This is a genomic window from Arthrobacter sp. H20 (assembly GCF_000520515.1).
Classification (GTDB): domain Bacteria; phylum Actinomycetota; class Actinomycetes; order Actinomycetales; family Micrococcaceae; genus Arthrobacter_D.
This window is the reverse complement of sequence record NZ_AZRY01000188.1, coordinates 1-22,794: the sequence shown is the minus strand read 5'-3', so window position 1 is coordinate 22,794 and position 22,794 is coordinate 1. Positions and strand designations below refer to the sequence as shown.

20 protein-coding genes and 1 pseudogene are annotated in these 22,794 nt (G+C 63.1%); 6 read left to right on the top strand and 15 right to left on the bottom strand.

What is annotated here, in order from left to right; all coding sequences use genetic code 11:
• The first annotated feature begins 78 nt into the window (after positions 1-78).
• The gene (locus Y703_RS21145) at positions 79-243 is read left to right on the top strand and encodes a hypothetical protein (protein ID WP_216698834.1); all 165 of its coding nucleotides are present in this window, start codon (positions 79-81) and stop codon (positions 241-243) included.
• A 153-nt stretch (positions 244-396) separates the two neighbouring features.
• On the opposite strand, the gene Y703_RS21830 is transcribed toward Y703_RS21145, so the two are convergent.
• The 4 genes from Y703_RS21830 to Y703_RS0100995 all read right to left on the bottom strand — a co-directional run bounded on the left by Y703_RS21830 (position 397) and on the right by Y703_RS0100995 (position 6,881).
• A complete protein-coding gene (locus tag Y703_RS21830; RefSeq protein ID WP_155849348.1) occupies positions 397-546 on the bottom strand; it encodes a hypothetical protein in 150 nt (49 codons plus the stop codon).
• Positions 547-784: 238 nt separating this feature from the next.
• On the bottom strand, positions 785-3,796 hold the full coding sequence (locus Y703_RS0101005) for a bifunctional [glutamine synthetase] adenylyltransferase/[glutamine synthetase]-adenylyl-L-tyrosine phosphorylase (protein ID WP_026551251.1): 3,012 nt from the start codon (positions 3,794-3,796) through the stop codon (positions 785-787).
• Between the two features lie 13 nt (positions 3,797-3,809).
• A complete protein-coding gene (glnA, locus tag Y703_RS0101000; RefSeq protein ID WP_026551250.1) occupies positions 3,810-5,150 on the bottom strand; it encodes a type I glutamate--ammonia ligase in 1,341 nt (446 codons plus the stop codon).
• A 117-nt stretch (positions 5,151-5,267) separates the two neighbouring features.
• Positions 5,268-6,881 (bottom strand): SLC13 family permease, encoded by a 1,614-nt coding sequence (locus Y703_RS0100995; protein WP_035763294.1) that lies wholly within the window; start codon positions 6,879-6,881, stop codon positions 5,268-5,270.
• Between the two features lie 133 nt (positions 6,882-7,014).
• Between Y703_RS0100995 and panB the strand changes: the two genes are divergently transcribed.
• On the top strand, positions 7,015-7,905 hold the full coding sequence (gene panB / locus Y703_RS0100990) for a 3-methyl-2-oxobutanoate hydroxymethyltransferase (protein ID WP_026551248.1): 891 nt from the start codon (positions 7,015-7,017) through the stop codon (positions 7,903-7,905).
• 35 nt (positions 7,906-7,940) lie between these two features.
• Here the strand turns inward: panB and Y703_RS21825 are convergent, their stop codons facing one another.
• The gene (locus Y703_RS21825) at positions 7,941-8,105 is read right to left on the bottom strand and encodes an SPOR domain-containing protein (RefSeq protein ID WP_155849347.1); all 165 of its coding nucleotides are present in this window, start codon (positions 8,103-8,105) and stop codon (positions 7,941-7,943) included.
• Between the two features lie 60 nt (positions 8,106-8,165).
• Between Y703_RS21825 and map the strand changes: the two genes are divergently transcribed.
• Positions 8,166-9,044: a type I methionyl aminopeptidase gene (map, locus tag Y703_RS0100980; RefSeq protein ID WP_026551247.1), complete on the top strand. Its 879-nt coding sequence runs from the start codon at positions 8,166-8,168 to the stop codon at positions 9,042-9,044.
• A 58-nt stretch (positions 9,045-9,102) separates the two neighbouring features.
• Entirely contained in the window at positions 9,103-9,939 is an 837-nt protein-coding gene (locus Y703_RS0100975) for a polyphosphate--glucose phosphotransferase (protein WP_026551246.1), read from the top strand.
• A 152-nt stretch (positions 9,940-10,091) separates the two neighbouring features.
• On the opposite strand, the gene nrdR is transcribed toward Y703_RS0100975, so the two are convergent.
• The 4 genes from nrdR to Y703_RS17085 all read right to left on the bottom strand — a co-directional run bounded on the left by nrdR (position 10,092) and on the right by Y703_RS17085 (position 13,918).
• Complete coding sequence (gene nrdR / locus Y703_RS0100970; protein WP_026551245.1) at positions 10,092-10,580, bottom strand: transcriptional regulator NrdR; 489 nt, start codon at positions 10,578-10,580, stop codon at positions 10,092-10,094.
• A 112-nt stretch (positions 10,581-10,692) separates the two neighbouring features.
• Entirely contained in the window at positions 10,693-12,054 is a 1,362-nt protein-coding gene (gene hisD, locus Y703_RS0100965) for a histidinol dehydrogenase (protein ID WP_026551244.1), read from the bottom strand.
• A 56-nt stretch (positions 12,055-12,110) separates the two neighbouring features.
• Positions 12,111-12,920 carry an ABC transporter permease gene (locus tag Y703_RS0100960; protein WP_026551243.1) on the bottom strand — a complete coding sequence of 270 codons (810 nt, stop codon included), beginning with the start codon at positions 12,918-12,920 and terminating at the stop codon, positions 12,111-12,113.
• Positions 12,917-13,918 carry an ATP-binding cassette domain-containing protein gene (locus Y703_RS17085; protein ID WP_051427176.1) on the bottom strand — a complete coding sequence of 334 codons (1,002 nt, stop codon included), beginning with the start codon at positions 13,916-13,918 and terminating at the stop codon, positions 12,917-12,919. Before Y703_RS17085 ends, Y703_RS0100960 begins: the two co-directional genes overlap by 4 nt.
• A gap of 604 nt (positions 13,919-14,522) precedes the next feature.
• On the opposite strand from Y703_RS17085, the gene Y703_RS0100950 reads away from it, so the two are divergent.
• Complete coding sequence (locus Y703_RS0100950; protein ID WP_026551242.1) at positions 14,523-14,873, top strand: hypothetical protein; 351 nt, start codon at positions 14,523-14,525, stop codon at positions 14,871-14,873.
• Here Y703_RS0100950 and Y703_RS0100945 read toward each other — a convergent pair.
• On the bottom strand, positions 14,863-15,903 hold the full coding sequence (locus tag Y703_RS0100945; RefSeq protein ID WP_026551241.1) for an NADPH:quinone reductase: 1,041 nt from the start codon (positions 15,901-15,903) through the stop codon (positions 14,863-14,865). The genes Y703_RS0100950 and Y703_RS0100945 overlap by 11 nt on opposite strands.
• A gap of 72 nt (positions 15,904-15,975) precedes the next feature.
• Positions 15,976-16,512: a hypothetical protein gene (locus Y703_RS17080; protein WP_051427175.1), complete on the bottom strand. Its 537-nt coding sequence runs from the start codon at positions 16,510-16,512 to the stop codon at positions 15,976-15,978.
• A 55-nt stretch (positions 16,513-16,567) separates the two neighbouring features.
• Here Y703_RS17080 and Y703_RS0100935 point away from each other — a divergent pair, with 55 nt between their 5' ends.
• Positions 16,568-17,086 (top strand): flavin reductase family protein, encoded by a 519-nt coding sequence (locus Y703_RS0100935; protein WP_026551240.1) that lies wholly within the window; start codon positions 16,568-16,570, stop codon positions 17,084-17,086.
• A gap of 9 nt (positions 17,087-17,095) precedes the next feature.
• Here the strand turns inward: Y703_RS0100935 and dnaE are convergent, their stop codons facing one another.
• The 4 genes and pseudogenes from dnaE to Y703_RS0100915 form a co-directional block, all read right to left on the bottom strand.
• Positions 17,096-20,662 (bottom strand): DNA polymerase III subunit alpha, encoded by a 3,567-nt coding sequence (gene dnaE, locus Y703_RS0100930; RefSeq protein WP_081743305.1) that lies wholly within the window; start codon positions 20,660-20,662, stop codon positions 17,096-17,098.
• 69 nt (positions 20,663-20,731) lie between these two features.
• The gene (locus tag Y703_RS0100925) at positions 20,732-21,667 is read right to left on the bottom strand and encodes an RluA family pseudouridine synthase (protein WP_173400594.1); all 936 of its coding nucleotides are present in this window, start codon (positions 21,665-21,667) and stop codon (positions 20,732-20,734) included.
• The gene (gene lspA, locus Y703_RS0100920) at positions 21,664-22,284 is read right to left on the bottom strand and encodes a signal peptidase II (protein ID WP_026551237.1); all 621 of its coding nucleotides are present in this window, start codon (positions 22,282-22,284) and stop codon (positions 21,664-21,666) included. The genes Y703_RS0100925 and lspA overlap by 4 nt, the downstream gene beginning before the upstream one ends.
• Positions 22,285-22,453: 169 nt before the next feature.
• Positions 22,454-22,794 (bottom strand): annotated as a pseudogene (locus tag Y703_RS0100915) (cell division protein); the annotation flags it as partial.

Here is a 22,794-nt window from a genome sequence, read left to right as displayed (position 1 = left end):
CCTCGGCGAACGCTACCGCAGACTCGCCCGACGGCGCGGTAAGAACGGGCCATCGTCGCCATCGGCCGTTCCATCCTCGTGGCCATCTGGCACCTGCTGAACAACCCCGACACCCGCTTCCACGACCTCGGCCCCAACCACTACACCCAGCGAACTAACCCCGATACCAGGAAGCGCGGCCACATCCGCCAGCTCGAAGCCCTGGGCTACAACGTCACTCTCACCCCTGCAACAGCCGCCTGACCCCGCCCAACCTCACAAGACCGACAACCGCCCGGTCCCGCGACCGTGCCCACCTAAGCATCCAACCCACCTCATTTTCGGACTAGTCGTATGGCTGAAGACCCGCACGGATCACCGTGCGGGTCTTCTTTTTGTCGTTAGCTCAGTGGCGCTTCAGTAGGATGCTTCATCAAGGGAGGTAAGCACCATCACGGCATCCCTGACCGCAGTCCTGACTCGCATAGCCGCTTCAACACCGATCGCTCCAGCCACAGCGAGCAGTGACCGACCGCCGGATTGGGGCATTGCACTGTTGTCAATCATCACGAGCATCCTGCCTGAAGGGTTCATAACTGATATCAAAAGGTAACGGCTGATGCTGGTGGAACTGTGCAAGCTCCCCGAACGAATCCTGAACCGTGTCGCCGATGTACCGGGCCTTAGCGCTTCCAGTGGTTCTTGTGCGCTGCCTGCCGCACGGCAAATCTGGACTATCCCACTGACCGGACCCGGTCGGTGGGATAGTGCGAGGACGCAGCCCAATACCAGGCCGAGATAGGACTCAGTACCCGTAGAAAGCCCGTTCGAAGATGGCACGGCTGCGCCGCGTGAGGCGCAGATAGTCCTCTTCCAACCGGGCGCCCATCCCGGGGCCGTACCCGCACCACCGCGCCACCGCCTCAAGGTCCCGCCGTGAGGACGGCAAGAGATCGGATGCCTTACCGGTCCAGATCACGTTGGCTGCCCGCACCCGGCTCGAAAGACACCAGCTCTGCCGCAGGATCAGCACCTCTTGGGCGGGCAATAACTCGGCGGCCTCAATGGCGTCCATGGCGGCGAGGGTAGAGGTGGTCTTCAAGTCATTGTTCGCATGCGCGTGCTGAAGCTGTAGCAGTTGAACGAGCCACTCGACGTCGCTTAGCCCTCCCCTGCCCAGCTTGAGGTGGCGCGACGGGTCGGCCCCGCGGGGCAGGCGCTCCGACTCCATCCGGGCCTTCAACCGGCGTATCTCGCGGAGCCCCTGACCGGAGACGGTCTCCGGGTACCGAATGGGGTCGATCAAGTCGGTGAACGCCGCGGCCAGTTCGTCGCTGCCCGCGATGGGCAGTGCCCGCAGCAACGCCTGCGATTCCCAGATCAACGACCACCGCCGGTAATACTCGCTGAATGACTCCAACGACCTGACCATGGGTCCCTGTTTGCCCTCGGGGCGCAGGTCGGCGTCGATCTCGAGCACCCGCTCTGCCCGGATGGCAGGAGAACAGGGCTGCTGCAGCAGCGCCGACAGCTGGCTGACAATCCGCTCTGCCTGGTTCTGTGCCGCCGCCTCACCTGCTCCCGGACGAGCCCGGTGCACGTACATCACATCAGCGTCGGACCCGTAGGTGATCTCGCGACCACCCTGCCTGCCCATCGCGACCACGCCGACGTCGGTCAGCTGCTCCTCGTTGGCAAAGACTGCACCCTCCGAGACATGCAGCGCACCAAGGATAGCCGCCCTGTCGGTGGCTGACAGCGCCGCCCCAACCTCGGCCTGATTCAACAGCCCTGAGCTATCTGCAACAGCAATGCGCAGCAGCTCCCGCCGACGGATCAACCGGATCAGCCGCATAGCTTCGCGGGGTTCCGGATGGCGTGACATCTTAGACTGGATCTCACCCCACTGGGCCTCAAAATCGACCGGGATCAGATCCTTGTCATTGCCCAACCACTTGGTCGATTCCGGTGAGACTTCCAGGAGATCGGCGATGAATCGGCTGCTGGACAGGATATGGCAGAGCCGCTCCGCCGCGGCTTCCGAGTCACGGAGCATGCCGAGATACCAGTGGGTCTGTCCGAGGCCCTCACTGAGACGCCGGAAGCTCAGCAGACCGGCGTCGGGATCCACTCCGTCGGCCAGCCAGCCCAGCAGAACGGGCAGCAGGTTACGTTGTAGCGCCGACCGCCTGCTGATGCCCGAGGTCAGCGCCTCGATGTGGCGCATGGCGACCTTCGAGTCCAGGTAGCCCAGAGCTGCCAGGCGTGCCCTGGCCGCCTCCGGGGTGAGCTTGACCTCGTCGATACTGAGGTTCGCTGCGGTATTGAGGAGCGGTCGATAGAAGATACTCTCGTGCAACCCGCGGACCAGCCGTTTTGTCCGCTGCCACTGTTCGATCAGTGCTGCAGCAGCCGGTCGGGTAGTGGACTGGGCACCCCGTGAGGACATGGCGAGGGCCCTGCGTGATGCGTCGTCTTCAGGCATCAGGTGAGTGCGGCGCATGTTGACGAGCTGAATGCGGTGCTCGAGGACGCGGAGATAGCGGTAGGACTCGTCAAACGCCCGGGCGTCCGATCGGCCGATATAGCCTGCCGCGCTGAGGGCAGCGATGGCCGAGGTAGTGTCGCGAATCCGGATAGACTCGTCGGCCTTGCCGTGCACCAACTGGAGCAGTTGAACAGTGAATTCGACGTCCCGGAGGCCGCCGGGGCCGAGTTTCAATTGGCGCTCCGCCTCGTGGGACGGAATGTTGTCGGTAACCCGGCGGCGCATTGCCTGCACCGAGTCAACAAATCCTTCACGCTCGGAGGAATTCCAGACCAGCGGTGCCACCGATTCCTCATAACGGCGGCCAAGATCGGCGTCACCAGCAATGGTGCGAGCCTTGAGCAATGCCTGGAACTCCCAGCTCTGCGCCCACCGTGCGTAGTAGGACAGGTGGGAATCAAGGGTACGCACCAGCGGCCCCTCCCGCCCTTCGGGGCGCAGGTTGGCATCAACCTCCCACAGGCCGGGCTCGCTGCCGCTCGAGGAGATGGCCCGCGAAATACCCGTGGCCAGCGATGTCCCTATCCGCACGGCCAGGTCTTCGGCCAAATCGGGCGCTTCGATCACGTAAATGACATCGACGTCGGAGATGTAGTTCAGCTCGCCCGCGCCACACTTACCCATCCCCATGACCGCGAGGCGGACCGATGCAACGTCCGCAGCTGAGAAGCTGCCGGCTAGCTCGGCGCGGGAGACGGCCAGGGCCGCCTCTACGGCAGCGGCAGCGAGGTCCGCCAGCTCCTGGCCGACGATCGGCAGGTAATCAACCGGGGAGGCCGAGCACAAGTCACGGATAGCTAGTTGCACCAGGTGGTCGCGGTAGCAGGCGCGCAGCGGGGCATAGGCTGCCTTGCCGCCGCTGCCTGCCACTGGGGTTCCCGACGACGGGTCAGCTCCCACCGACTCCAGCAGCGAGGACCGCAGTTGTTCGGCCGGCACCCGCCCCGGGCTCCTGCTCGGGGTAATAGTGACGGCGCCAAGGTGCTCCGGCCGTCGCATCAGGAACTCCGCCAGGGCTTCGGAAGCCCCGAGCAACCGGAACAGGGGCTCGCTGCTGACACCGCCGTCGGCAACTACTGCCGCCAAGTCCGGCCGGACCGCCAGCAGGCGCACCAGGGACTGCAGCGCCAAATCGGGGTTGGCTGAGCGCGCCAGACCGCCGAACAGCGCTGACTCAGGGATGCCAGTCAACTCGGGGGCGTCCAGGAAGCGGGAGCTCTTCTCGAGGTCGGTGAAACCCCTGCTGATGAGTTGGCGGTTCAGGCTCATGGCGGGCGCCAGCTTAGAGTATCCCGAGGTTGCGTCGCAGCTCATAGGGAGTGACCTGGATGCGGTAGTCGTGCCATTCGGCGCGTTTGTTCCGCAGGAAGTTCTCGAAGACCTGCTCGCCGAGAATCCCCGCCACCAGTTCTGAGTCCTCCATCACCCGGATGGCGTCGTGGAGGCTTGCCGGCAGCGGGTCGTGGCCCATGGCACGCCGTTCGGTAGCCGTCAGGCTCCACACGTCGTCCTCGGCGCCAGGAGGAAGCTCGTAGCCTTCCTCGATGCCCTTCAATCCGGCGCCAAGCAGGACCGAGTAGGCGAGGTACGGGTTGCTGGCAGAGTCGATTCCGCGGTACTCAATGCGGGCAGACTGACCCTTGTTTGGCTTGTACAGCGGAACACGAACCAGCGCTGAGCGATTGTTGTGGCCCCAGGAGAGATAGCTCGGGGCCTCTCCCCCACCCCAGAGCCTCTTGTACGAGTTGACGAACTGGTTGGTGACAGCTGTGAACTCGGGGGCGTGCCGCAGGATCCCGGCAATGAACTGGCGTGCCGTCTTGGAGAGCTGGAACTCGGCGCCCGCTTCGTAGAACGCGTTGGCGTCACCTTCGAAAAGCGAGAAGTGTGTGTGCATACCCGAGCCTGGATGGTCAGAGAACGGCTTGGGCATGAAGGTGGCGTAGCTGTCCTGGGTCAGCGCAACCTCTTTGATGATGGTGCGGAACGTCATGACGTTGTCGGCTGTCTGCAGGGCGTCCGCGTACCGCAGGTCAATCTCGTTCTGGCCCGGCCCTGCTTCGTGGTGGCTGAACTCCACTGAGATACCGACCGATTCCAGCATGGCGACGGCCGTCCGCCGGAAGTCTTGCGCCACTCCTCCGGGCACATGGTCGAAGTACCCTGCCTGATCGACGGGAACTGGCTGCCCATCAGGTCCAAGTTCGTCGGATTTAAGCAGATAGAACTCGATTTCCGGATGGGTGTAGCAGGTGAACCCCATGTCAGCGGCTTTAGCGAGCGTCCGCTTCAGCACGCCGCGCGGGTCAGCCGTCGACGCCATCCCATCGGGGGTGAGGATGTCGCAGAACATCCGCGACGTCGGCTCCTTCTCGCCTCGCCACGGCAGGATCTGGAAGGTGGAAGGGTCTGGCTGCGCGAGCATGTCGGATTCGAAGACCCGTGCCAGTCCCTCGATTGACGAACCATCGAAGCCGAGCCCCTCCTCGAACGCCCCCTCCACCTCGGCTGGCGCCAGCGCCACCGACTTCAGCGAGCCCACAACGTCGGTGAACCAGAGCCGCACAAACCGCACATCGCGTTCCTCGATGGTACGCAGTACAAATTCCTGCTGCCGGTCCATTGCTACCCTCTTCCATGGTGTCAGTTGCGTGCCGGGTGTCATCACATGAGACGGTCCACCAGTTCACTCTACTGATAGTCAGGCGGTGTTACCGGCGTACGTCGGACACGCGTGGTGTCAGAGCACAAGACCCAGGGCAAATGGACCGATCAACACGGTGAACATCGTAATCAGGATGATGCCCACAATGTTTAGGACGATGCCCCCGCGCACCATCTCAGAGATCTTCACGTTCCCGGTGGCGTACACGATGGCGTTCGGCGGCGTTCCGACCGGGAGCATGAAGGCGCAGGTCGCGGCGAGTGCCGCCGGGATGAGGAGCGTCTGGGGATCGATGCCGATGCCGACGGCGACGCCGCCAAGGATGGGAATGAACGTAGCGGCAGTTGCCGTGTTGCTCGTGATTTCAGTCAGCAGCAACACGATTGTCACGACGACGGCGAGCAGCAGAACTATCGGCAAAGCTCCGAGCCCACTGACCTGCTCTCCAAACCATGCGTCCAGGCCGGTCCGGGCAACGGCTCCCGCAAGCGAGAGACCGCCGCCGAATAGCAGCAGTACGCCCCAGGGCAGACCTTCTTCAGCGTCCTTCCAGACCAGGGTCATGTTCCCCTGTTTGTCCGCCGGGATCAGGAAGAGCGCAATGCCAGCGGCGATGGCGATCGCCGTGTCATCGAGGGCACCAAGCCATGGCATCGCTGACTCGACCGCTCCAATATTGAACACCAAACCGGGGAAAATCCAGAGGAAGGCCGCGCTGGCAAAGACCGCGAGGACGGTCTTTTCGCCCTGGCTCATGGTGCCGAGCTTGCTGATTTCGGTATCGATCAGTTCCTTTCCCCCGGGAATTTCCTTCAGCTTGAATTTGAAGATGACGCGGGTGATGAGGAGCCAGGCGAGACCAATAAAGACGACAACAATCGGGACCCCGAGCATCATCCACTGGACAAACCCGACATCCTCGCCGAGTTCAGTGCTGATGTACCCGGCGACAATCGCGTTTGGTGGACTGCCCAGGAGCGTCCCCAGCCCACCGATGGTCGCCGCCCAGGCAATCGATAGGACCAGGGCCACGCCGAAGATGCGGACCTCCTTGTCACTGACGACGTCGCTGATGGACTTGCCAGCACCGAGGTCCGCGGCGGTCTGACCGGTAGTTGCACGGGACCCGTGGCTGTTCTCAACCACGAGGGTCAGGATACTGAGGGCGATCGGCAGCATCATCAGCGTGGTAGCCGTATTGGAGACCCACATGGACAGGAACGCAGTGGAGATCATGAGCCCGAGAATGATCCGACGTGGGTGCGTCCCAACACGCCTGAGGGTCAACAAAGCTATCCGGCGGTGCAGGTTCCACTTCTGCATAGCGATGGCGATGAGGAAGCCGCCCAGGAACAGGAAGACGATCGGGTTCGCGTATGGCGCCGTCGACTCGGCAACCGTCGATCCAGCCAGCATCGGCAGGAGGACAATCGGTAGGAGCGACGTCACTGAAAGGGGCAGAGCCTCGGTCATCCACCAAACGGCCATCAGCCCGGCGATAGCTGCTACCGCACGGGCTTCGTTGGGCAGGTCCGAACCGCCAAGCAAAAGGTAGATCACAACCGCGATCACAACACCGAGCCCGCGCATCAGCCACAGCCGCCCTACCGAGCGGGTTGGCTCCCCTCCGTCGCTGACACCCACCGAGGTGCTATCGCTAGTCCTGGCTGGTTCCGACTGGTGACTCATAATTCAGCTCCCGCATACCGTTGTGTTACCGGTCACAACCTAACACGCGGTATCGGAGGCATCTAGCCTTCACCTAATCCACCCGCTGAAGTCACCCGCGCGTGACCCAGGGCTTCTGACGTAGGCTCACTGTATGACTTCCGCAGAGATTCCAGCGCCGTACGGCACGGGTGCGCAAGCCGCCGAAGCCGGAGCCGGGGCAAAGACCTCGGATGAGCAGGCACGGACACCGACCCGGATCCGCACCCACCACTTGCAGCAGGCGAAGGTCGAAGGCCGGCGGTTCGCTATGCTCACCGCCTACGACCAGTATGCCGCGCAGATCTTTGATGACGCCGGCATTGAGGTGCTGCTTGTCGGCGACTCGGCCGCAAACAACGTTCTGGGGTATGCCACCACCTTGCCGATCACCCTCGACGAGATGATCATTTTCTCCCGTGCCGTCACCAACGGAGCCAGCCGGGCCCTGGTGGTCTGCGACCTTCCCTTCGGTAGCTATGAGGTCTCCCCCGCCCAGGCCATCGAATCTTCGGTGCGCCTGATGAAAGAGGGAGGGGTTCACGCGGTCAAGATGGAGGGCGGCCGCCACTACGCCGGGACTGTGAGGGCGTTGGCAACCGCGGGTATTCCCGTGATGGCCCACGTCGGATTCACCCCGCAGAGCGAACATGCCCTGGGCGGGTATCGGGTGCAGGGCCGCGGGGACGCGGCTCAGGAGGTCATTGACGACGCCGTGGCCCTCGCCGAAGCCGGAGCTTTCTGCGTCCTCATGGAGATGGTGCCCGCCGAGGTAGCTGCCGCCGTCGACCGCTCCGTCAGCGTGCCGACCATTGGGATTGGGGCCGGCAACGCGACCACCGGGCAGGTGCTGGTGTGGCAGGACATGGCCGGCGTGCGCACAGGACGGCAGCCCAGGTTTGTCAAGCAGTTTGCTGACGTTCGCTCTGTGCTTGCCGCCGCAGCGACGACGTACGGTGAGGAAGTCCGGAACGGAACGTTCCCCGGGCCGGAACACAGCTTCTAGGGAGCACAACTTCCACAAAGCTGCTGCCGAGGAAACTACTGTTCGTCTTCGTCGTCCCACGCCTGGTTCCGCTCAGCCACCTTTTCCAGGGCGCGCTCGGCACCCGCCCGGGTGGGATAGGGCCCAATCAGTTGCCGCCAGTCGGACTGCGCGCCCTCCTCAATTTCGTGGGTCTGCACGTTGTACCAGAACTCGGCCATGGGTCTCCTCCTCAATGGTGACTTTCGGCGGGACGCCTTACCGCCTATAGGATCAAGAGTATGCCTCAGCAATCCGTCAGCGCACCAGTTGGAACACTCGTCCCGGGAACCGTCAGCCCCCAGCTGCCAGTCCCGGCCAGTATTCCCCGCCCCGAGTACGTCGGCCGCAGCGGGCCAGCCCCCTTCACCGGATCCGAAGTCAAGACTGGCGAAACGATAGAGAAGATCCGCCGCGCCAGCACTCTGGCCGCCCAGGCAATCGTCGAGGTTGGCCGTCACATCGAGCCCGGCGTCACGACCGACCAGCTGGACCGGGTTGGCCACCAGTTCCTCGTCGACAACGGCGCCTACCCCTCGACCCTGGGCTACCGCGGCTTCCCCAAATCCATCTGCTCCTCACTCAACGAAGTGATTTGCCATGGCATCCCGGACACCACTGTGGTGCGCGACGGCGATATCCTGAACATCGACATCACCGCCTACCTGGACGGCGTCCACGGTGATACCAACTACACCTTTCTGGTGGGCGACGTCGACGAGGAATCCAGCCTTCTGGTTGAACGCACCAAGGAATCACTGAACCGGGCCATCAAGGCGGTTGCTCCCGGCCGGGAAATCAATGTGATCGGACGGACCATCGAGTCCTATGCCCGCCGATTCGGCTACGGAGTGGTGCGCGACTTCACCGGACACGGCGTCGGCGAGGCATTCCACACCGGATTGATCATTCCTCATTACGACGCGGCCCCCGCCTACAACCGGATCATTGAACCCGGCATGACGTTCACTATCGAACCGATGCTGACCCTCGGAACCGTCGAGTGGGACATGTGGTCCGATGAATGGACAGTGCTGACCAAGGACCGCCAGCGCACCGCCCAGTTTGAGCACACCCTGCTCGTGACCGACAACGGCGCCGAAGTCCTTACCGTCCCCTAGCAATCGGTCCCGCGGTTTCGTTCCGCGCAGGCGAACCACCACAGAACCTTGGAGAATCATGGGCAAGAGTAGCGACAAGAAGCAGGGAAAGGCAGTGCCCAGTACTGTCATCGGCATCGATATCGGTGGAACTGGCATCAAGGGGGGCATCGTTGACCTGGTTGCCGGAGAGATCGTCGGCGAACGCTACCGCGTGCCCACTCCGCAGCCATCCACCCCCGGGGCTGTTGCCCTGGTAGTAGCGCGGATCGTCGCTGAATTGTCGACGCGTCCGGGTGCCCCAGCACCCGAGGTGCCGGTTGGTGTCACCTTCCCGGCCATCATCCAGCACGGTATCGCCCGCTCTGCAGCCAATGTGGATGAGAGCTGGGTCAACACGGACGTCGACGGCCTGTTCAGCAAGGCTCTAGGGCGCGACGTGCACGTCATCAACGACGCCGATGCGGCAGGGCTCGCCGAGGTACGCTACGGGGCCGGCAAGGGGGTGGACGGGACGGTCCTGGTCATCACCTTGGGCACCGGGATCGGCTCGGCCTTCATCTTCGACGGAAAGCTGGTCCCCAACGCCGAACTCGGACACCTGGAGATTGACGGGTACGACGCCGAGACCAGGGCTTCGGCAGTTGCCCGCGAACGCGATGGCATTGACTGGGATGAGTACTCAGTCCGACTTCAGCGGTACTTCTCCCACGTCGAATTCTTGTTCTCGCCGGAACTGTTCATTGTCGGCGGGGGAATCTCCAAGCGCAGCAAGGAGTACCTGCCCGCGCTGGATCTGCGCACCCGAATCATCCCCGCTCAGTTGAGGAACCAGGCCGGCATCGTCGGCGCAGGGCTGCAGGCCTCACTGCACTTCAAGCGCCTGGCGAAGCTTGCAGCAGTCCCCGAGACCTGAACGCCCCGGCTTCCCCGGTAACTGAGCCGGACAAGGTTCCTGACCGTCGGCAAACGCTGCACCTCTCCCGGCGAGTAGTCAGCCGGGAGGATTTAGGGTGGTGCCGGTGGTGGCGTCGGCTTCCCCTCCGCAGCCACCACCGGAGCTTGTCGTTATTGAGCGGTCAGCGGCCTCTGGGTGCCGGTGGGCGCTTCGTCTGCTTCTCTGCGCAGCTTCGCGATGGCAGTCTCGAAGTCCTCGAGTGAGTCGAACCCCTGGTAGACGCTGGCGAATCGCAGGTAGGCAACCTGGTCGAGCTTCTGCAGAGGTCCAAGAATGGCGAGGCCTAGTTCGTGGGCATCGATCTCGGCGACACCGCTCGCGCGGACCGACTCTTCGACTTCCTGTGCGAGCAACGCGAGGTCGTCCTCGGTCACCGGCCGCCCCTGACAGGCCTTCCGCGCTCCGTTGATGACCTTGCTCCGGCTGAACGGTTCGCCCACTCCCGAACGTTTGATGACGCTCAGGCTGGTCGTCTCAACCGTAGTGAACCGACGCCCGCACTCAGGACACTGACGGCGTCGCCGGATGGCTGACCCGTCATCGGCCAACCGGCTGTCGACCACCCGGGAATCGGCGTTACGGCAAAAGGGACAAAACATGCCGCGCCTTTCCATCAGTGGTGACCGGTAGCAGAGCCAGCGTGCAGAACACCACCATTCTAGAACTAGATATGGGGAAACTACAACAGTGTCATTACTACATATAGTGTTTTCAGCTGAATCGGACAGTTACGGCGTCGCCGTGGGCGGGCAAATCCTCCGCGTTGGCAAGGCTGGTAATGTGCTGGCTGACTTCCGCCAGAGCCGCCCGGTTGTAGCTGACCACCTGCACCGCCTTCAGGAAAGTGGTGACGTTCAGCCCCGAGGCGAAGGTGGCGGTCCCGCCAGTGGGCAGAACGTGGTTGGACCCGGCGCAGTAGTCACCCAGGCTGACCGGGCTGTATTCGCCGACAAAGACCGCGCCTGCGTTGCGGATCCGCCCCGCAACCGCTGCAGCGTCAGCTGTCTGGATCTCGAGGTGTTCGGCAGCATAGGCGTCGCAGACGGCAATGCCGTGTTCGACGTCGTCGACCAGGATGGTGCCTGATTGTGGTCCGGCGAGCGCTTCCTGAACGCGGCCGGCGTGTTTGGTGGTCGCGATCTGCACCGACAACTGGCTGCGGACTTTGGCAGCGAGGTCCGCGGAATCGGTGATGAGGACCGATGCGGCGTGGGGATCGTGCTCGGCCTGGCTGATCAGGTCGGCTGCAATCAGCCGGGGGTCGGCGTCGGCGTCGGCCAGGACAGCGATCTCGGTAGTGCCAGCCTCGGCATCGATGCCGACTGTGCCTTTGAGCAGCCGTTTGGCGGTCGCCACATAGATATTCCCTGGACCAGTGACCACATCGACCTGCTCGAGGGTGTCGCCCTCGGAATCGCCGTCCACCCCGTAGGCGAACGAAGCGATGGCCTGTGCTCCCCCGATGGCGTACACCTCGCCGATGCCAAGCATCTCGGCGGCGGCGAGGATGACCGGGTGGGGAAGTCCGCCGAATTCTTTTTGCGGCGGGGACGCGATGGCGATTGATTGAACCCCTGCGGCCTGTGCGGGCACCACGTTCATCACTACCGACGACGGATAGACTGCCAGGCCGCCCGGCACGTAGAGACCCACCCGGCGGACGGCAATCCATTTGTGGGTGACGACGGCGCCCGGGGAGATCTCCACCTCGACGTCGTCGGGCACCTGGGCTGCGGCGAACTTGCGGGCGCGGTCAATTGCTTCGGCCAGGGCCAGCCGGACATCCGGAGCGAGCTCGGCGAGCGCAGTGGCCAGCGCCTCCCGCGGAACGCGGGGCGACGTTTGTTCAACGCCATCAAAGGTCAGTGCGAGCTCTCTGACCGCGGTCAGGCCACGGGTCTGAACGTCGGCCAGGATCGCGGCGACTGGCGCCTCGACACCGGACCCGACTGCGTCCGGGCGCGGCATCACTGCGCGCAGGGCAGCGCCGGAGAGGGAACTCCCCCGCAGGTCGATGGTCCGGAAATCGGTGAAAGAGTCAGGTGGGGACTGTTGGGCGAGCGAATTGTTCACGGCTCGAGTCTACCGGGCGTCACCCTTCGGGGCCCCCGCTGACCTGCCGCGCTGCCTCATCCGCGTGAGACACGGCCCCTCAGTGCCCCGAACGCAAGGGTGAAGCTCACCGCCCCGACAACGACAATGGCCAGGAGTCCTGGCCAGAGGTCCGTCCAAACCCATCCAGCGGTCAGCAGTGACCTCAGGGCTGCCAGCAGGTAGGTAATCGGGTTGTAGTCAGCAATTGCCGCGAGCCAGCCGGTCAACGCTTCCTTGGGCAGGAACGAAGTCGTCAGGAACGCGAAGGGAAAGAACAGGAGAAAGGAGGAGTTAACAGCTGCTGCACTTCCTGTGCGCAGCGCAATGGCGTAGGGGAACCCGGTGAAGGCCAGCCCCCATAGCCCGGCGATGATCACGAACCCGATTACCCCGGGAAGCCCGGTAGCGAAGTTCACCCCGACGATCACCCCGAGGATCAAGACGGGCACGCACAACGCCATGACCAGCACCAAGTCGGCGACCATCAGCCCAAGCAGGAGTGCTGAACGACGAATCGGGGTGAGCAGGAGCCTGTCGAAGTAGCCGCTGCTGATGTCAGTGACCAGGCCGCTGGCGCGGGACACCCCCGTGACAGCGAAGATAATGGCCACGGGAAGTTGAAACGCACGGAAATCCTGAACTCCTGTTGCCTGTGCGACCGGTTCCAGCGCACCGATGTTAACAACGAAAAAGAAGAGGGGAATAACCAGCGCCGGGATGACTGCGGCTGGCTCCCGAGGGATCGCACGGAGCGCCCGTGACGCAACGGTCAACAGATCACTAAGAAATCCAGCATTCCTGGGTTCCACCCGGCGAGCTGATCTCGGTGTGGTTCCAGTGCTCATGGGGTCTCCTGAGACTGCTGGGAACCGGAAATTGCCGCACCCTGGCCCGAATCGATGATGTGCTCACCGGTCACCGAAAGGAAAACATCATCCAGGGAAGGCCTGCGTAGTGACAGTTCGATCACCGTGACGTCCGGAACGGCTGCTAACGCCACGGCGATCGGACTAATCGCCGATGGTCCGTCGGAGACACTAAGGGTCAACGTTGACCCACTTCCTTCGATGCGATCAACCAGGTCAAGGGACTCCAGTACGTGGCGCGCCTTCAACGGCTCCCCGGCAATGGTGACAATTACCACGTCTGTGCCAATGCTGCGCTTGAGCTCAGTGGGCGTGCCCTCAGCCACCAGCTCACCCTGGTTGATGATCCCGACCCGATCGGCAAGCTCGTCCGCCTCCTCGAGATACTGAGTGGTGAGGAAAACAGTCACTCCCAACTCAGTATTCAGCCTCCGTACCTCGTGCCACACCTTTGCCCTGCTGACCGGGTCTAGGCCAGTGGTCGGCTCATCGAGAAAGAGGACTTCAGGATCGTGCACGAGAGCGAGAGCCAGATCCAGCCGGCGTTTCATCCCTCCCGAGTAGGTGCCGATCCTGCGATCGAGTGCTTCACCAATATCGACCAGCTCCGTCAGCTCCTTCACCCGCGCACGCGTTGCTTTGGTGGTCAACCCGTAGAGACGGCCTTGCAGGGCAAGCATCTCCGAGCCGGTCTGCAGATCGTCCAACGCCGCTTCCTGCAACGCCACACCCGCCCGCAACCGCACCTGGCCGGGCTCCGAATCCACGTCGTACCCGGCCACCGTCGCGCGACCGGCACTGGGTTTGAGTAAAGTGCACAAAATTCTCGTCAGCGTCGATTTCCCTGCCCCATTGGGTCCAAGAAATCCATACACTTCCCCCTGAGCAACCGCTAGGCTGACACCATCGACAGCCACCACATCCCCGAATCGGCGGACAATACCTTCAACGCTGATCGCGAGCTCACTCGCTGTCATACCGGTTCGCGCCGGAGCATTTTAGTCCCCGTCGCCGAACATGGGTGGCCCGATCCGGGTGAAGGTGATTCGCGGTGATCCATTTCCCAATCTTTCACCTTAGCTAGGTGCTTTACTAGGGGTGCGGCACGAGCTTGTTGAATCGCTGCTGTGGTTCACGGACTAGCTCCTCGGATAGCACGAGGGTCAGGCGTATCAGAACCAACCCGGCGGATGCCAGCCCGCTGGCACACTGTGACCGCTGAACTGTCCGCACTTCATGCAGGTGTAGTCGACACTATTCGATCGCATCCGACCCGACGGCAGCACCTGAGGGGGAACAAAATCTTCGTAGAGCAAAAACTCAGCAGTGTCGCAGCTAGCGCAGAAGGGCAATCGCAAGCTTGTCAGAGTGGGTTCCATGGTCAGTGCCGGTCCTTTCTGCGGATCAGGAGCACTACGACAACCGGAAGGATAAGGAGGCAAAACCGGCTGTCGCAGGTCCCGTTGTACCCAGCATGCGCTTCGGGCGGTCAAGCAACCAGTGCCATTCGCCCCTAGACGACGAGCCCTCACCGTTGGCTTCTCTTGTGAGAATGTTCCGAACCGGCGTATATTCCCTCCCATGGCAAGGGACCCTGTCGACACAAATCCAGGAAACTATCGTATTGTCTTCGAGAACGACAGGGTTCGTGTTCTTGAGTACACCGACGTACCCGGGCATGCGACCACGCCACACGATCACCCGGATAGCGTGATGATCACCCTCAGCGCTTTCCGGCGCCGTATCACCGCCGACGGAAAATCCGTCGACGTCGACCTTCCGTCCGGAGCTGCGCGCTGGTTACCTGCCCAGAGCCACTCGGGGTTCAATACCGGGCAGACCAGCACCCACACTCTTTTTGTTGAACTCAAGGAAACTGCACCGGCTTCCTCCAGCGGCCCAGCAGACCACCTCGGCCCCCTCAGCTCCTAGGGACAGCGATTCCAGTCCCGCCGGAAACGCTGATCAGGATTTTGCCTGTTGAACCGTTCTCGACTGCGTCGTGGGCGGCCGCGGTCTCCTCGAGTGGGAACCAGGTGAGCGGGAGCCCGGCGGCTTCCCCGACGGGCAACGCGCCAGCGCGCAGCGCTGCCGTGATGTCCTCCACCGCAGCATGGAGAGCCTCCTGCCCCACCGTGTAGAGGAGCAGACCCTGCCAGCGGACGTTCTTGGCGAAGCTAGCGATGATCGGGGCAGTGAAGCTGTCCCCGTTGTTGTTCGCGTAGTAGGCAATGCTGCCGTGATTGGCGAGCACCTCGACGTCGAGGGCTGCGTTCTGGCCAGGGGCCACCTCGACGACGTGGTGGACACCATCGGGGGCAATCCCGCGGATGCGGTCCGCGAGTCCGTCGTCGGGGTAGCGGACCACATGATTAGCACCGGCAGCGTGGGCAAGCCAGGCTTTCTCGTCGCTGCTGACCGTTGCGATTACTGTTGCCCCCGCCCAGACAGCCAACTGGATCGCTGCGTGGCCCACGGCTCCGGCACCGCCCTGGACGAGGACCACCCGTCCCGCGAGGGCATCCGGCGCGAGCCGGGAGGGCCCGTGTTCGTGAACGGTCAGCGCCCGATGCGCGGTCATTGCCGGCACACCGAGACTGGCGGCGACGTCGAATCCGACTCCCTCGGGCAGTCGCACCACCCGGTCGGCGGGGAGAACCGCGAACTCCTGAGCTGTCCCTGTCGGGCGACCGTGGGCCGCGAGGTACAGCCACACCCGATCCCCCACTGCCGAATCGGTAACGCCCTCGCCGACGGCGTCGACGACCCCGGCGCCGTCCTGGTTCGGGACAACCTCGGTGAAGGCGAGGTCGCCGTCAGCACGGGCCTTCCAATCAGTGGGGTTGACGCCGGAGGCGACGACGCGAACCCTCACGTCGCCGGGACCGGGAGGGCTGACCTCTCGGTCAACGAGGGAGAGGACTGAGGAGGTGCCGGTGAGAGAGTAAACGATTGCTTTCATGAAGGATGGAACCAGCCGCGTGCGCCCTGCATTCCCCCGGATAATCCCCGACGTCGCGGACTATTGCCTCGGTCAGGGGCTCTCATGGCCGGGTGACCGGCGCTTGCCCCAGGCCAGTTCGATCAGGGAGGAGACAAAAACCACCAGGGCAGCCGCCGCAGGCCAGATGGCTGCCGCACCCAACGACCGAAGGACAAAGTCGGGATCGGTGTCTGCCCCGAACATCATGCCCAACCATTGACCGACGGCCACGGCGAACACCGAGCCCACCAGCGATCCGCCCACTGCAGCGCTGATCCGTTGCCATGCCCCCGGCAAATCCATTCGCTGAACCAGAAGCCAGCCCACCACTAGACCAACGACCAGCTGAAGCCCACCGAGGGTCAGATCGTTCAGCAGTTGAGCCTCTTCCGGGGCGGGGTCACCGTAGAGCCCGCCGCCCGGCGCAGCTAACCACCACACCACGCCCATCAGGAGTCCCAGGCCCGCCATGGCACAGGCCCACCACACAAGGGATGTCGGCGGAACCGCAGTGTCCTCGGTTGCCACCGCGTAGACAGGAGGCGGATAGCTGCCGGGGTGCTCGGCGTCAGGATTGGAGGGGCGCATGACTTATACATTAACAAAGTTATGAGGTGCCGGCGGCTCCTCTAGGGTGGGGTGAGTGAATGATCAGCACCCACCGGTCCCGCTCGTCGAAGACCCAGCAGTAGCCTTCCGCGACGCCTTTCGCCGCCATCCGGCAGGGGTCGCGATCATCACTGCTGTCTACCAGGGAAAGCCCTTCGGTTTCACTGCTACCTCCGTTTCATCGCTTTCCGCAGCCCCGCCCCGGTTCACTTTCAATATGGCTCGCACCTCATCGTCGTGGCCGGCGATAGCGAATACCAACTACATCGGCGTTCACATGCTCAACCTGGCGAATAGGGAGCTGGCCGACCGGTTTGCGCGGAGCCGCGACCGCTTCGATGGCGACCATTGGAAACCTGGACCGCACGGCGTGCCGCTACTGAACGACGTGGCTGCGTCCCTGATCGGACGGATCAACATGAGGTTGTCCTTCGAGAACAACGCTGTGGTGGTCGCCGAGGTGGAGTCCGGCGAGGTCGGGCCGCCCGGAGTGCCCCTGCTTTACCACGGGGGCGCCTACGGGCAGCCGACGGCACTGGATTACGACATCTAGCACCAGTCACTAGACGTCCAGGCAGGCTGGCCCCAACAGCACCTTCAGGTCGCCGAAGAGCGACGACGTCGGATTGACCCGCAGCTCGACGCCGAGACGCATCACCTCGACCCTCCGGTTGCCGTTCAGCCTGATCTGGACCTCGCTGGTACCCGGGTGGGTCCGCAGCACATCCCGCAGCGCGACTACCGCAGTTTCAGTGGCCTTGTGATGCGCCATGGATATCACTACCGGACCGGAATGCCCCTCGGTCAGGTCAGGAACGCTGAGCTCCTGGGCGTTGAGCGTCACAGCGCCGTCATCGCGACGTTGCAGACGCCCACGAACAACAACTATGAGGTCCTCGGCGAGCACGCCTGCGATCGGACCGTACACCTGGCCGAAGAACATCACTTCCATCGAGCCCGCAAGGTCTTCGATTTCGGCCCGTGCGTAGGCGTTGCCGCTGTTCTTGGCGATCCGACGCTGGAGCGAGGTAATCATTCCGGCGATCGTAACCATGGCGCCGTCGGCGGGGCCCTCGTCGCTGATGATTGAGGTAATTGATGAATCGGCATGCTGGCTCAGGATCCCGTCAAGGCCCTGCAGCGGGTGGTCGGACACGTAGAGGCCCAGCATGTCGCGTTCGAAGGAAAGCTTGTCCTTCTTCTCCCACTCAGGAAGATCCGGCACCTCGACTGACAACCCGCCCACCGATCCAGGCTCATCGAAAGCGCTGAAGAGATCAAACTGGTTAGCGGCCTCGTTGCGTTTGAGGACGATCACCGAGTCGACTGCTTCCTCATGAACCATGGCAAGGGCGCGCCGCGGGTGCTTCAGCGAGTCGAATGACCCCGCCTTGATCAGCGACTCGATGGTCCGCTTGTTGCAGACTACCGCCGGAACCTTCTGGAGGAAATCACTGAACGAGGTGAAGGCACCCTTCTCGGTGCGGGCGCCGACCATGGCACCGACAACGTTGGCGCCGACGTTGCGGATGGCTCCCATCCCGAAGCGGATGTCAGTACCGACTGGAGTGAAGTTGACGCTCGATTCGTTGACATCCGGCGGCAAAACAGTAATGCCCATCCGGCGGCACTCGTTGAGGTAAATGGCGAGCTTGTCCTTGTCGTCGCCAACGCTGGTGAGCAGCGCTGCCATGTACTCAGCGGGGTGGTGAGCCTTGAGGTACGCCGTCCAATAGGACACCAAACCATAGGCGGCGGAGTGCGCCTTGTTGAACGCGTAGTCGGAGAAGGGCAGCAGGATGTCCCACAGGGTCTTGATCGCAGCTTCCGAGTACCCATTGTCTTTCATCCCGTTGGCGAAGCCCTCATACTGCTTATCCAGTTCGGATTTCTTCTTCTTACCCATTGCCCGACGGAGAATATCAGCGCGTCCCAGCGAATAGCCTGCTACCTTCTGGGCGATGGCCATCACCTGCTCCTGGTACACGATCAGGCCGTAGGTGGTCCCCAGGATCTCAGCGAGTGGTTCCTCGAGTTCAGGGTGGATGGGGGTGACTTCCTGCGCACCGGTCTTGCGCAGGGCGTAGTTGGTGTGGGAGTTGGCACCCATGGGGCCCGGCCGGTACAACGCAATGACGGCCGAGATGTCTTCAAAGTTGTCCGGGCGCATCAGCTTCAGGAGGGCACGCATCGGCCCGCCATCGAGCTGGAACACCCCCAGGGTGTCGCCGCGCGCCAGCAGCTCGTAGGACCCCTGGTCCTCGAGGTCCAGATCCTCCAGCACCAGGTCGATGTTCTTGTTGAGCAAAATGTTTTCCACCGCGTCGGTGATGATCGTCAGGTTCCTCAGCCCGAGGAAGTCCATTTTGATCAGCCCGAGATTTTCGCAGGTGGGATAGTCGAACTGCGTGATGATCTGACCGTCCTGGTCACGGCGCATCAACGGGATGATGTCGATCAGCGGGTCAGACGACATGATCACGCCGGCCGCGTGCACGCCCCACTGCCGTTTCAGCCCTTCCAGGCCGAGGGCAGTTTCGAAAACTTTTGCTGAGTCGGCGTCGGACTTGAGCAGCTCACGAAGCTCCTCGGCTTCCGAGTAACGCTTCGATTCCTTGTCGTGCACGTCGGTCAGGGCCAGGCCCTTGCCCATGACATCCGGTGGCATGGCCTTGGTGAGCCGCTCCCCCATCGAGAACGGATAACCCATCACCCTCGATGAGTCCTTCATCGCCTGCTTGGCCTTGATGGTGCCGTAGGTGACGATCATTGCCACCCGCTCGTCCCCGTATTTTTCGGTGACGTACCGGATCACCTCCGATCGGCGCCGATCATCGAAGTCGACGTCGAAGTCGGGCATCGAGACACGCTCCGGGTTGAGGAAACGCTCGAAGATCAGACCGTGCTGCAACGGGTCGAGGTCGGTGATGCGCATGGCGTACGCGACCATCGAACCGGCGCCTGACCCTCGGCCGGGACCCACCCGAATGCCGTTGTCCTTGGCCCAGTTGATGAAGTCGGCGACCACCAGGAAGTAGCTGGGGAAGCCCATTTGGGTGATGACGCCGGTCTCGTACTCGGCCTGCTTACGGACGGCGTCGGGGATGCCGCCCGGATAGCGGTACTGCAGCCCGGTCTCAACTTCCTTGACGAACCAGGACTGCTCGCTTTCGCCCTCGGGTACGGGGAAGCCGGGCATGTAGTTGGCCTTGGTATTGAACTCGACGTCGCACCGTTCGGCGATGAGTAGCGTATTGTCGCAGGCATCGGGGTGGTCCCTGAAGATGGACCGCATCTCGGCTGGCGACTTCAGGTAGAACTCGTCGGCATCGAACTTGAACCGTTTCGGGTCCGCCATGGTGGACCCGGACTGCACGCACAGGAGCGCCGCGTGGGCTTTGGCATCCTCGGCATGAGTGTAGTGCAGGTCATTGGTGGCGACCAACGGTAGGCCCAGTTCGCGGGCAAGTTTGATCAGGTCCGACTGGACGGCGCGTTCGATATCGAGGCCGTGGTCCATCAGCTCGCAGAAGAAGTTGTCGGCACCAAAGATGTCACGGAAATCGGAGGCTGCCTGGACTGCCTCTCGGTAGAGGCCGAGGCGGAGCTTGGTCTGCACCTCTCCTGAGGGACAACCGGTCGTAGCGATCAGGCCCTTGCCGTAGGTCTGGAGCAGATCCCGGTCCATCCGGGGCTTGTAGAGGTAACCCTCCAGCGACGCGAGGGAGGACATCCGGAAGAGGTTGTGCATCCCTTCGGTGGTCTCAGCCCACATGGTCATGTGCGTGTAGGCACCGGCACCCGAGACGTCGTCACGGCCACCGCCACCCCACTTCACGCGGGTCTTGTCAGCTCGAGCTGTTCCAGGCGTCAGATACGCCTCGACTCCGATGATTGGTTTGACTCCGGCGGCGCGTGCCTTGTCCCAGAAGTCGAACGCCCCGAAGACGAACCCGTGGTCAGTGGTCGCAAGGGCGTTCATGCCCAGTTCTTCGGTGTGGCTGAAGAGATCAGTTAGCCGCGCGGCGCCGTCGAGCATCGAGTACTCGGTGTGATTGTGCAGATGGACAAACGAATCTTCGCGGGTTGGCTTGGCCGGGGAAGCTTGGGGGGATGCTGTTGAAACCACCCTTCCAGTCTAGGTCAGCAGACCCGCTCTGCAGGCTGCCATGCCGACCGCCGGCCAAGCTGCGGGTGTTCAGACTGTGCCGGCAGCTAGTGCATCGAGGGCGTACTGGAGGTCGTTCGGATACAGACTGGTGGCGCTGACCTGTTCCCCGGAGGCCGGGTGCTCAAAGGTCAGCTTCTGCGCGTGCAGCCACTGACGGGTGAGCCCCAGATGAGCCGCCAGTCGCGGGTCGGCCCCGTAGGTCAAATCGCCAACGCACGGGTGGCGCAGCGCCGAGAAGTGAACGCGAATCTGGTGGGTCCGCCCTGTTTCCAGATTTACCTCGAGCAGGCTTGCCTTTCCGAACGCCTCCATCACCGTGTAGTGAGTCCTGGAGGGCCTACCGTCCTCAAGCACAGCAAATCGCCAGTCGTGGGCGGGGTGCCGGCCGATGGGAGCATCGATGGTTCCGACAAGCGGATCCGGGAGACCCTGGACCAGCGCGTGGTACACCTTCTCCACAGTGCGTTCCTTGAACGCCCGTTTGAGCGCCGTATACGCCTGTTCCGTCTTGGCAACCACCATGGCACCCGAGGTTCCCACATCGAGGCGGTGCACGATTCCCGCGCGTTCGGGAGCGCCCGACGTCGAGATCCGGTAGCCAGCGGCTGCGAGGGCACCGACAACTGTTGGGCCAACCCAGCCCGGTGAGGGGTGCGCGGCAACTCCCACTGGCTTGTCGATCACCACCAGGTCATCGTCGTCGTACAAAATACCCATCCCGTCGACCGTCTCGACTACCACCGCCAGGGGGTCGACGCTGGCGGGCACCCTGATCCGCAGCACCACGCCGGCAGCCGGCCGGTCGGACTTACCGACTACTTGGCCGTCGCTGGTAACGAAACCTGCAACACACCAGGCGGCCGCGGCCGACCGGGACACCCCGGCCACAGCAGTGAGCACCGCGTCGGCACGCTTTCCCCCCAGCTCACCGGGCACCCGCTCGTCGCGTTCCACGGCCTTCACTTGGCATCTGCCGTTCCGTCGCCCGGCGGCTCATCATTGCTGCGCTTGCCATCCAAACCGACGCCGCGCAGCGTGAGCACACAGATCAGGCCGACCCCTGTCACCACTGCTGAATCAGCGATATTGAAAATGGCGAAGTTGGGGAGCGCAATGAAGTCGACCACGTGACCCTGACCGAACGATGGTTCACGCAGCAGCCGGTCCGTCAGGTTGCCCACCGCGCCGGCAAACACCAGGCCCAACGCGGTCGCCCACCACCAGGAGGCCACCTTGCGCACCTGGGTCAGGATGGCAATCGAAACGACAACCATGATGATGGTGAACACCCAGGTGTAGTTGGTGCCAATAGAGAATGCCGCTCCCGGGTTCCGGATGAAATGCCAGTTCAGCAGTGGGGGGAGCACAGGGGTGATCTGGCCCTCGGTCATGGTCGACACCACCCAGATTTTCGTCAACTGGTCGGCGGCATAAATGACAGCGAAGCAGGCAGCGAACAGCAGCGCGTAGCGAGCACCGGTTCGCCGCCGATGGCTTGCAGGTGTGGACTCGTCACGGTCATCGGTGGTGGGTTCGTCGGAGCCGGCCGGAATGCCGCGCTCGGGTGTCTGGTCTGTCATAACACTTTCAGGTCGGGCACTGCCACTGGCCGGGCCGGGAGGGGTAGGGTACCGCATCGCTGCTGGTATCCAGCCTACGGCAGAGGCCGGCCACCAGGGATTCCCGGTGGCCGGCCTCGTGGCTTGCCTCTGGCTGAACTGCGCAGCTGATCCGGCGCTGTTGCTGAAGCTAGGAGCCGCTTGTTTCGGAAGCAACCGATCCGCGGGAGTCCAAGTCGCGCAGCTGGCCTTCAATGTATGCCTTGAGCCGAGAGCGGTAGTCGCGCTCAAAGCCGCGGAGCTGCTCAACCTTGCCCTCAAGCACGCTCTTCTGCTGCTCGAGCGCACCGAGGGTCTTGCGGGACTTCTCTTCGGCGTCGCTGACCATGCCGCTGGCTTCAAGCTGCGCCTCGGCGATGATCTTGTCGCGCTGCTCGACACCAGCATTGACGTATTCGTCGTGGAGCTTCTGAGCCATTGCGAGCACACCGGCTGCTGATTCGGCGGAGCCCGATGCGGAAGCGGCAGGGG

What these genes read in the sequence shown, in the direction of transcription:
- Y703_RS17085 (WP_051427176.1), bottom strand. Translation starts at nt 13,918, where the DNA reads ATGACAGCGAGTGAGCTCGCGATCAGCGTTGAAGGTATTGTCCGCCGA.
- map (WP_026551247.1), top strand. Translation starts at nt 8,166, where the DNA reads ATGCCTCAGCAATCCGTCAGCGCACCAGTTGGAACACTCGTCCCGGGA.
- Y703_RS17080 (WP_051427175.1), bottom strand. Translation starts at nt 16,512, where the DNA reads ATGCGCCCCTCCAATCCTGACGCCGAGCACCCCGGCAGCTATCCGCCT.
- panB (WP_026551248.1), top strand. Translation starts at nt 7,015, where the DNA reads ATGACTTCCGCAGAGATTCCAGCGCCGTACGGCACGGGTGCGCAAGCC.
- Y703_RS0100945 (WP_026551241.1), bottom strand. Translation starts at nt 15,903, where the DNA reads ATGAAAGCAATCGTTTACTCTCTCACCGGCACCTCCTCAGTCCTCTCC.
- Y703_RS0100950 (WP_026551242.1), top strand. Translation starts at nt 14,523, where the DNA reads ATGGCAAGGGACCCTGTCGACACAAATCCAGGAAACTATCGTATTGTC.
- Y703_RS21825 (WP_155849347.1), bottom strand. Translation starts at nt 8,105, where the DNA reads ATGGCCGAGTTCTGGTACAACGTGCAGACCCACGAAATTGAGGAGGGC.
- Y703_RS0100975 (WP_026551246.1), top strand. Translation starts at nt 9,103, where the DNA reads ATGGGCAAGAGTAGCGACAAGAAGCAGGGAAAGGCAGTGCCCAGTACT.
- Y703_RS0100995 (WP_035763294.1), bottom strand. Translation starts at nt 6,881, where the DNA reads ATGAGTCACCAGTCGGAACCAGCCAGGACTAGCGATAGCACCTCGGTG.
- Y703_RS21830 (WP_155849348.1), bottom strand. Translation starts at nt 546, where the DNA reads ATGATTGACAACAGTGCAATGCCCCAATCCGGCGGTCGGTCACTGCTC.
- Y703_RS0100960 (WP_026551243.1), bottom strand. Translation starts at nt 12,920, where the DNA reads ATGAGCACTGGAACCACACCGAGATCAGCTCGCCGGGTGGAACCCAGG.
- lspA (WP_026551237.1), bottom strand. Translation starts at nt 22,284, where the DNA reads ATGACAGACCAGACACCCGAGCGCGGCATTCCGGCCGGCTCCGACGAA.
- glnA (WP_026551250.1), bottom strand. Translation starts at nt 5,150, where the DNA reads ATGGACCGGCAGCAGGAATTTGTACTGCGTACCATCGAGGAACGCGAT.
- Y703_RS0101005 (WP_026551251.1), bottom strand. Translation starts at nt 3,796, where the DNA reads ATGAGCCTGAACCGCCAACTCATCAGCAGGGGTTTCACCGACCTCGAG.
- nrdR (WP_026551245.1), bottom strand. Translation starts at nt 10,580, where the DNA reads ATGTTTTGTCCCTTTTGCCGTAACGCCGATTCCCGGGTGGTCGACAGC.